The 7,609-nt window shown below is 66.0% G+C and carries 13 protein-coding genes; 1 reads left to right on the top strand and 12 read right to left on the bottom strand.

Going from position 1 to position 7,609, the window contains the following annotated elements:
* Positions 1–988: trypsin-like peptidase domain-containing protein (locus tag VIR09_RS08390; RefSeq protein ID WP_332012455.1), on the top strand; the 988-nt coding region annotated here is incomplete at its 5' end.
* A 36-nt stretch (positions 989–1,024) separates the two neighbouring features.
* On the opposite strand, the gene VIR09_RS08385 is transcribed toward VIR09_RS08390, so the two are convergent.
* The 12 genes from VIR09_RS08385 to VIR09_RS08330 form a co-directional block, all read right to left on the bottom strand.
* Positions 1,025–1,393, bottom strand: coding sequence for a helix-turn-helix transcriptional regulator (locus tag VIR09_RS08385; protein WP_332012454.1), 369 nt, complete (start codon positions 1,391–1,393; stop codon positions 1,025–1,027).
* 79 nt (positions 1,394–1,472) lie between these two features.
* Entirely contained in the window at positions 1,473–2,264 is a 792-nt protein-coding gene (gene tatC, locus VIR09_RS08380) for a twin-arginine translocase subunit TatC (protein ID WP_332012453.1), read from the bottom strand.
* Complete coding sequence (gene tatB / locus VIR09_RS08375) at positions 2,261–2,785, bottom strand: Sec-independent protein translocase protein TatB (protein WP_332012452.1); 525 nt, start codon at positions 2,783–2,785, stop codon at positions 2,261–2,263. Before tatB ends, tatC begins: the two co-directional genes overlap by 4 nt.
* A 71-nt stretch (positions 2,786–2,856) precedes the next feature.
* Positions 2,857–3,084 carry a Sec-independent protein translocase subunit TatA gene (gene tatA, locus VIR09_RS08370; protein ID WP_013390942.1) on the bottom strand — a complete coding sequence of 76 codons (228 nt, stop codon included), beginning with the start codon at positions 3,082–3,084 and terminating at the stop codon, positions 2,857–2,859.
* Between the two features lie 14 nt (positions 3,085–3,098).
* Complete coding sequence (locus VIR09_RS08365) at positions 3,099–3,467, bottom strand: histidine triad nucleotide-binding protein (protein ID WP_013390943.1); 369 nt, start codon at positions 3,465–3,467, stop codon at positions 3,099–3,101.
* A gap of 17 nt (positions 3,468–3,484) precedes the next feature.
* A complete protein-coding gene (locus tag VIR09_RS08360) occupies positions 3,485–3,835 on the bottom strand; it encodes a phosphoribosyl-ATP diphosphatase (RefSeq protein WP_088143706.1) in 351 nt (116 codons plus the stop codon).
* Positions 3,832–4,236 carry a phosphoribosyl-AMP cyclohydrolase gene (hisI, locus tag VIR09_RS08355; protein ID WP_332012451.1) on the bottom strand — a complete coding sequence of 135 codons (405 nt, stop codon included), beginning with the start codon at positions 4,234–4,236 and terminating at the stop codon, positions 3,832–3,834. The genes VIR09_RS08360 and hisI overlap by 4 nt, the downstream gene beginning before the upstream one ends.
* 134 nt (positions 4,237–4,370) lie before the next feature.
* Positions 4,371–5,189 carry an imidazole glycerol phosphate synthase subunit HisF gene (hisF, locus tag VIR09_RS08350; RefSeq protein ID WP_332012450.1) on the bottom strand — a complete coding sequence of 273 codons (819 nt, stop codon included), beginning with the start codon at positions 5,187–5,189 and terminating at the stop codon, positions 4,371–4,373.
* The gene (gene hisA / locus VIR09_RS08345; protein WP_006224535.1) at positions 5,186–5,926 is read right to left on the bottom strand and encodes a 1-(5-phosphoribosyl)-5-[(5-phosphoribosylamino)methylideneamino]imidazole-4-carboxamide isomerase; all 741 of its coding nucleotides are present in this window, start codon (positions 5,924–5,926) and stop codon (positions 5,186–5,188) included. The genes hisF and hisA overlap by 4 nt, the downstream gene beginning before the upstream one ends.
* Positions 5,927–5,981: 55 nt before the next feature.
* On the bottom strand, positions 5,982–6,677 hold the full coding sequence (hisH, locus tag VIR09_RS08340; RefSeq protein WP_332012449.1) for an imidazole glycerol phosphate synthase subunit HisH: 696 nt from the start codon (positions 6,675–6,677) through the stop codon (positions 5,982–5,984).
* A 34-nt stretch (positions 6,678–6,711) separates the two neighbouring features.
* The gene (gene hisB / locus VIR09_RS08335; RefSeq protein WP_013390948.1) at positions 6,712–7,299 is read right to left on the bottom strand and encodes an imidazoleglycerol-phosphate dehydratase HisB; all 588 of its coding nucleotides are present in this window, start codon (positions 7,297–7,299) and stop codon (positions 6,712–6,714) included.
* Position 7,300: 1 nt separating this feature from the next.
* Positions 7,301–7,609 (bottom strand): aminotransferase class I/II-fold pyridoxal phosphate-dependent enzyme (locus VIR09_RS08330; protein ID WP_332012448.1); only part of this gene is annotated, 309 nt, incomplete at its 5' end.

The raw sequence follows: 7,609 nt of genomic DNA, 5'->3' as shown, positions 1-7,609 counted from the left end.
CTACGCCGACGGCGTGGCCCGCGCGGCGCCCTCCGTGGTCAATGTCTACACCACCAAGCACGTGAACGTGCCGCTGATTCCTTTGCCCGACGATCCGGTGCTGCGCCAGTTCTTCGGGCAGGTGCCAGGCGCGACGCGGCGCCAGGCCTCGACCAGCCTGGGGTCCGGCGTGATCGTGAACCAGGACGGCTATGTGCTGACCAACTACCACGTGGTGCAGGCAGCGGAAGCGATCGAGGTTGCGCTGGCGGATGGCCGCCGCGATGTCGCCAAGGTGGTGGGCGCGGATCCGGACACCGATCTGGCCGTGCTGAAACTGGCCACCTTGCGCGCCCTGCCCGCAGCCACGCTGGCGCCCGACCGGGGCCTGCGCGTGGGCGACGTGGTGCTGGCGATCGGCAATCCGTTCGGCGTGGGGCAGACCACGACGCTGGGCATCGTGTCGGCGCTGGGCCGCAACGGGCTGGGCCTGAACACCTACGAGAACTTCATCCAGACCGACGCCGCGATCAACCCCGGCAATTCGGGGGGCGCGCTGATCGACGCCGCGGGCAATCTGGTCGGCATCAATACCGCCATCTATTCCGAATCCGGCGGGTCCATGGGCATCGGCTTTGCCACCCCTATCGAGATCGCGCGCAAGGTCATGGACGAGATCGTCAGGACCGGTGGGGTCAAGCGCGGCTGGCTGGGCGTGGAACCGCAGGACGTGACGCCGGAATTGGCGCGCGCGTTCGGGCTGGACCGCGACACCCGGGGCGTGATCATCGCCGGCGTGATGCGCGATGGGCCTGCCGCGCGTGGCGGCTTGAAGGTGGGCGATATCGTGCAATCGGTCAACGGCAAGCGCATGACGGACACCACCAGCCTGCTGTCGGAGATTGCGCAGCTGCCGCCGGGCCAGAGCGCCAAGCTGGGCGTATTACGCGGCGGCAAGCCGGCCGAGCTGGCGGTGGTGGTGGGTACGCGCCCGGGCAAGCCGCGCTAGGACCGGACCGGGACCCCATTGGGGCGCGGATGGGGATCAGGTTGCGGCGGGGTCTTTGGCCATCAGGCGCACCGCCGACACGATGGCTTTCTTGGTGCTTTCGGATTGATTGCGCAGCAGCGCCCAGATTTCCGTGCAATAGCCGTCCGGGGCGCCTTCTGGTGGGCAGGCGCTGCTAGCCGGCGCATCTCCGCCCGGTCCGATGCCGTCGGTCAGCCAGGGCACGCTGGTGTCCAGCGCGCGCGCCAGCCGCAGCAAGGTGGCGCGAGACGGCGAATAGCAGTCTTCGCGCATGAGGATGCGATGGATGCAGGATTGCGGCACGCCGGAAATGCGCGCCAGCTGGTTCTGGCTTTTGATGCCGCGCCATCGCATCAGGGTGTGCAGTCTTTGGGCGAGTGACATGAGGGCAATGTAGAGCTGCCGCGTGTCGCCCACAAGGTGAAACGGTCCTGCTTTGTAGGCAGGACCGTCCAGGGGAAGATCAGTGGCGTTCGGTCAGCGAGTCCGCGCCGGCCTCGCTTTCCGCTCCCGGTTTTGGCGTGACCATGCGGGCGCAGATCAGTCCGACCTCATACAACAGGCAGAGCGGCACCGCCAGCATGAACTGGCTGACCACGTCGGGCGGCGTGACCACGGCGGCGATGATGAAGGCGCCCACCACCACATAGCCGCGGGCGGCTTTCAGCTTGGACAATTCGACCACGCCCATCTTTACCAGCAGCACCACGGCCACGGGCACTTCGAAGGTGATGCCGAAGGCCATGAACATCGTCATGACGAAGCTCAGGTAGGCCTCGATGTCCGGCGCCGGCGTGATGGACTGCGGCGCGAAGGTGGCGATGAAGTGGAAGACCGTGCGGAACACCACGAAATAGCAGAATGCCATGCCCGCGATGAACAGAAAGGTGCTGGAAATGATGAGCGGCAGCGCCAGGCGCTTTTCGTGGCGATACAGGCCGGGCGCCACGAAGGCCCAGGCCTGGTACAGCACCACGGGCAGCGCCACGATGAACGCGGCCATCATCGTGACCTTGACCGGCACCATGAACGGCGTGATGACGCCGGTGGCGATCATGCGCGTGCCTTCCGGCAGCGAAGCCAGCATGGGCTGGGCCAGCACGTCATAGATGGCCGATGCGCCGGGGTAGATGAACAGCACGATGAACACGACGACCACGGCGCCAACGGCGCGCAGCAAGCGGGTGCGCAATTCGACCAGGTGGGAGATGAAAGTCTCCTGCTGGCCCTCTTCTTGGGTGGCGTCCTGGGTCACGTCGGTGTTCCGGAGGGCGCGACGGGCTTGGCGGCGGGGGCAGCGTCGTCGGCCTTGGGCGCGCTGGGCGCGGGTGGTTGAGTGGCGGCGGGGGCGGGTATGGCCACCGGCGGCAGGTCCAGATCCAGGCTGTGGTTCTGCCCGGGGGGCGGCGCGATGCTGCGTTCGGGCTCGGCAGGCGTGTCGCTGGCGGCGGCCGGCTCGCCCTTGATGCTGGCTTCGCGCGCGACTTCGTCGAGTTCCGCGCGGAACTGCTGGACGGGTTCCTGCAGCGAGGCCTGGGTTTCGTTCAGCGACTGTTGCACGCCCTGGGCGGCATCTTCCATCTCGCTCTTGAACTTGCGCAGTTCGTCGAGCTCGATTTCGCGCTGGATATCGGATTTCACGTCATTGACGTAACGCTGCGCGCGCCCGAGCAGGTGGCCGACGGTGCGGGCAACCTTGGGCAGGCGTTCGGGGCCGATGACGATCAGGGCGATGACGCCGATCACCATCAGTTCAGTGAAGCTGACATCAAACATTCGACGGCCGCTCGGGAGTGGATGCAATAAGGGCCGGCCTGTTCAGGACGGCCCGGGAGCCGAGCAGGCGCTCAGGAGTTGGATTTTTCCTTGGCCTGCACGTCGATGGTGTCGCCCGAGACGCGCTGCTGCGCGATCGGTTCGGCCGGCTTGTCGCCGTTGGCGTCCTTCATGCCTTCCTTGAAGCCTTTGACCGCGCCGCCCAGGTCCGAGCCGATGTTGCGCAGTTTCTTGGTGCCGAAAATCAGCGCCACGATGACCAGGACGACCAACCAATGCCAGATGCTGAAACTACCCATGATGTTTCTCCGAATTACGCGTTGGGGGCCACGCGCCCTTTCCAGGGTCGCGAGCCGCCGATGATGTGGAAATGCAGATGCGGGACTTCCTGGCCGCCTTCGACGCCAGAATTGATCATGATGCGAAACCCGCCATCGGGGCCCGGACGGCAACCGTTTTCTGCGGCTAACCGCGGCGCCAATGACATCATTCTACCCAACCATTCTGCGTCTTCCCCCTTAATATCCTGCATGGATGTGACATGACGTCGAGGGATCAGCAATAAATGTACCGGCGCGGCCGGATTGATGTCGTGGAACGCAACAAAGTCCTCGTCCTCGTAGACTTTCTTGGACGGGATGTCGCCAGCGGCGATCTTGCAGAAGAGACAGTTGTCGCTCATTTTTCCGGGTTCCGTGTTCAGTCTTGCGGGCGGCTCGCCTTTTCCGCCAGGCCGGACAGGCCTTCGCGGCGGGCCAGTTCGGCCAGTACGTCTTCGGGCCGCAGCTTGAAATGCGTCAAGGCGACCAGGCAATGGAACCACAGGTCGGCGGTTTCGCTGACGATGCGGTCGGGTACGCCGTCCTTGGCCGCCATGACCAGTTCGGTGGCTTCCTCGCCGATCTTCTTGAGAAAGGCGTCCGGACCCTTGGCCAGCAGCTTGGCGGAATAGGAGGCTTGGGGATCGCCGCCGTTTTCGGGGCGGCGGGTTTCCAGGGTATCGGCGATGCGCGCCAGGATGTCGGCGGCGCTTGCGGCTTGAGCGGTCATTTGTAGATCTGTTCGGGGTCTTTCAGCACGGGGTCCACCGTGATCCAGGAAGCCTGGTCGGACTGGCCTTCCAGACGGCGGTAGAAGCAGCTGGCGCGCCCGGTGTGGCAGGCGATGCCGCCCTGCTGGTGGATCTTGAGCAGGATCACGTCGCCGTCGCAGTCCAGGCGCAGTTCATGCACTTCCTGGGCATGGCCGGATTCCTCGCCCTTGCGCCACAGGCGCTGGCGGGAGCGCGACCAGTAGACGGCGCGCCCGGTGGCGGCCGTTTCGGCGAGCGATTCGCGGTTCATCCAGGCCACCATCATGATCTGGCCGTTTTCGGCGTCTTGCGCGATGGCGGGTATCAGGCCGTTTTCGTCGAAGACGACATCGGCCATCCAGGCGGGTTCGTTGCTCATCTCATTCATCCATTGTCCTCGCGCGGCAGCTTGCGGACCGCCACAGTCGCGTGGGGACTCATAATCTTACGGCAATACCTTGTTGCACGCCTGAGAGGGGCATCCCGGAGTGCCGCAGGCGCTCCGGGGGCGCGTCACGCCCTTACAGGGATGCCGAGGCTCGCCATGAAGCGCTTGCACTCGCCCACGGTGTGCTGGCCGAAGTGGAAGATGCTGGCGGCCAGGACCGCGCTGGCGCGGCCGGTGGTGACGCCGTCGGCCAGATGCTGCAGGTTGCCCACGCCGCCCGAGGCGATGACGGGCACCGGCACGGCGTCCGAGACGGCGCGCGTGAGTTCCAGGTCGAAACCGGACTTGGTGCCGTCGCGGTCCATGCTGGTCAGCAGGATTTCGCCTGCGCCGTAGGCGGCCATGCGGCGCGCCCAGGCCACGGCGTCCAGCCCGGTGGCCTTGCGGCCGCCGTGGGTGAAGACTTCCCAGCGGGCGGGTTCGCCTGCGGCCGACACGCGGCGTGCGTCGATCGCGACCACCACGCATTGCGAGCCGTGGTAGTCCGAGGCCGCGCGGACCAGCTCCGGATTGGCCACGGCGGCGCTGTTGATGCTGATCTTGTCGGCGCCGGCATTCAGCAGGCGCTGGATGTCGGAGACCTGGCGCACGCCGCCGCCCACGGTCAGCGGAATGAAGACCTGCGAGGCCACCTGCTCGATGATGGGCAGGATCAGGTCGCGGCCGTCGCTGGTGGCGGTGATGTCGAGGAAGGTGAGTTCGTCGGCGCCCTGCTCGTTATAGCGGCGGGCGATCTCGACGGGGTCGCCCGCGTCGAGCAGGTTGACGAAGTTCACGCCTTTGACGACGCGGCCCGCGGTGACGTCAAGGCAGGGGATGATGCGGCGGGTCAGCGCGCTCTGTGCGGGCGCGCCGGCCCCGGGGGTGCTGCTGGACGTGGTCATTTTGCCAGTTCGTCGGCGCGTGCCTGCGCCGCTTGGAAGTCGAGCGTGCCTTCGTAGATGCTGCGGCCCAGGATGGCGCCTTCGACGCCTTCTTCCTCGACGGCGCAGAGGGCTTCGATGTCCTGGATGCCGGCGATGCCGCCCGATGCGTAGACCGGGATGCGCACGTGCTGGGCCAGGCGCACCGTGGCTTCGACGTTGACGCCGGACAGCATGCCGTCGCGGCCGATGTCGGTGTAGATGATGGCTTCGCAGCCGTAGTCCTCGAACTTCTTGGCCAGGTCGAGCACGTCGTGGCGGGTCAGCTTGCTCCAGCCGTCGGTGGCGATCTTGCCGTCGCGGGCGTCCAGGCCGACGATGATCTGGCCTGGGAAGGCGCCGCAGGCGTCCTGCAGGAATCCCGGGTTCTTGACCGCGGCGGTGCCGATGATCACGTAGGAGATGCCGGCGTCGAGATAGCGTTCGATGGTGTCGAGGTCGCGGATGCCGCCGCCGATCTGCACGGGGATGTCGTCACCGACAGCGTCCAGGATCGCCTTGATGGGGGCTTCGTTCTTGGGTTTGCCGGCGACGGCGCCGTTCAAATCGACCAGATGCAGGCGGCGCGCGCCTTGGTCCAGCCAACGTGTGGCCATGGCGGCGGGGTCTTCAGAGAACACCGTTGCATCGTCCAGGTCACCCTGGCGCAGGCGCACGCAGCGCCCGTCTTTGAGATCGATGGCGGGGATCAGCAGCATGGTGGGCAGCGAAAAATATAGAGGTTGAAAGGGCTGGCGGGCGTGGGCTTGGAGCCTACGGCTGCCAGTCTACAAAATTGCGATACAGGCGCAAACCGTGCTCGGCGCTCTTTTCGGGGTGAAACTGCACCGCGAAAATGTTAGCCGCCGCCACCGCGCAGGTAAAGGCGAGGCCATACTCGGTTTCACCAACAGTCAGGTCCGGATCTTCCGGATCGGCGTAGTAGCTATGGACGAAATAGAAGTGCGTGTCGTCCGGAATGCCGGCCCAGATAGGATGAGAGCGCGTCTGGCGCACTTTGTTCCATCCCATGTGCGGAACCTTGAGGCGTTCGGGGCGGGTGTCGGCCAGTCCGGCGGCGCCGGTGTCGGCCAGGCAGGCATCGTCATCGCTGACGGGGGCCGCAAAGCCGGGACCCGCGAAGCGGCGCACCACGCCGGGGAACAGCCCCAGGCAGGCGGTGCCCCCTTCCTCGCTGGAATCGAACAGCATCTGTTCGCCCACGCACACGCCCAGAAGGGGCTTCTCGCGCGCGGCGCGCACGACAGCCTCGCGCAGGCCGGATTCGTTCAGGGTGCGCATGCAGTCGGCCATGGCGCCCTGGCCGGGAAACACGACGCGGTCGGCCGCGGCGATTTCCTGGGGCTGGCTGCAGACGCGGATGTCGGCATCGGGGGCGGCGTATTTCAGGGCGCGGGCGACGGAGTGGAAATTGCCCATTCCGTAGTCGACGATGGCGATAGTGGTCACTTCTTTCTGCCTGCTGCGAGGTGGATGGCGGACGTTACAGCACGCCCTTGGTGGAGGGCACGACGTCGCCCATGCGGGGGTCGACTTCCATGGCCATGCGCAGGGCGCGGCCACAGGCCTTGAAGACCGTTTCCGCCTGGTGGTGGGCATTGACGCCGCGCAGGTTGTCGATGTGCAGTGTGATCAGGGCGTGGTTGACCAGGCCCTGGAAGAATTCGCGGGTCAGGTCCACGTCGAAGTCGCCGATGCGGGCGCGGGTGAAGGGGATGTGATATTCCAGCCCCGGGCGGCCCGAGAAGTCCACCACCACGCGCGACAGCGCTTCATCCAGCGGCACGTAGGCGTGGCCGTAGCGGCGCAAGCCGGCCTTGGTGCCGACGGCCTTGGCGATGGCCATGCCCAGCGTGATGCCTACGTCTTCGACGGTATGGTGCGCGTCGATGTGCAGGTCGCCTTCCGCCTTGATGTCGAGGTCGATCAGGCCGTGGCGCGCGATCTGGTCCAGCATGTGGTCCAGGAACGGCACGCCGGTGTCGATCGTCTGCTTGCCGGTGCCGTCGATATTGACGGCCACACGGATGCGGGTTTCGTTGGTGTTGCGGGTGATCTCAGCGGTACGCATGTTAAGCACTCAAAATCTCTTGCAGGGCGGATAGCAAGGCGGCGTTTTCAGCCGGGGCGCCGACCGAGATGCGCAGGCAGTCGGCCAGTAGCGGATGGGCGTTGGAGAAGTTGCGAATCAATATTTTGCGCGTTTTCAGGGCAAGATGCACGGCGTTGCCGTCCAGCTTGCCGGAAAAGCGGGCAAGAACGAAGTTTCCGGCGGAAGGGAATACCCGCACCCCGGGCAACTGGGCCAGGGCGGCGGCCAGCGGCTCGCGGTCCGCGCGCAGGCGGGCGGCCTGTTCATCCAGCACCGGCTTGTGGCGCAG

Source organism: Achromobacter sp., from assembly GCF_036567245.1.
Classification (GTDB): domain Bacteria; phylum Pseudomonadota; class Gammaproteobacteria; order Burkholderiales; family Burkholderiaceae_B; genus Achromobacter.
This window is presented reverse-complemented; position numbering and strand designations above follow the sequence as displayed.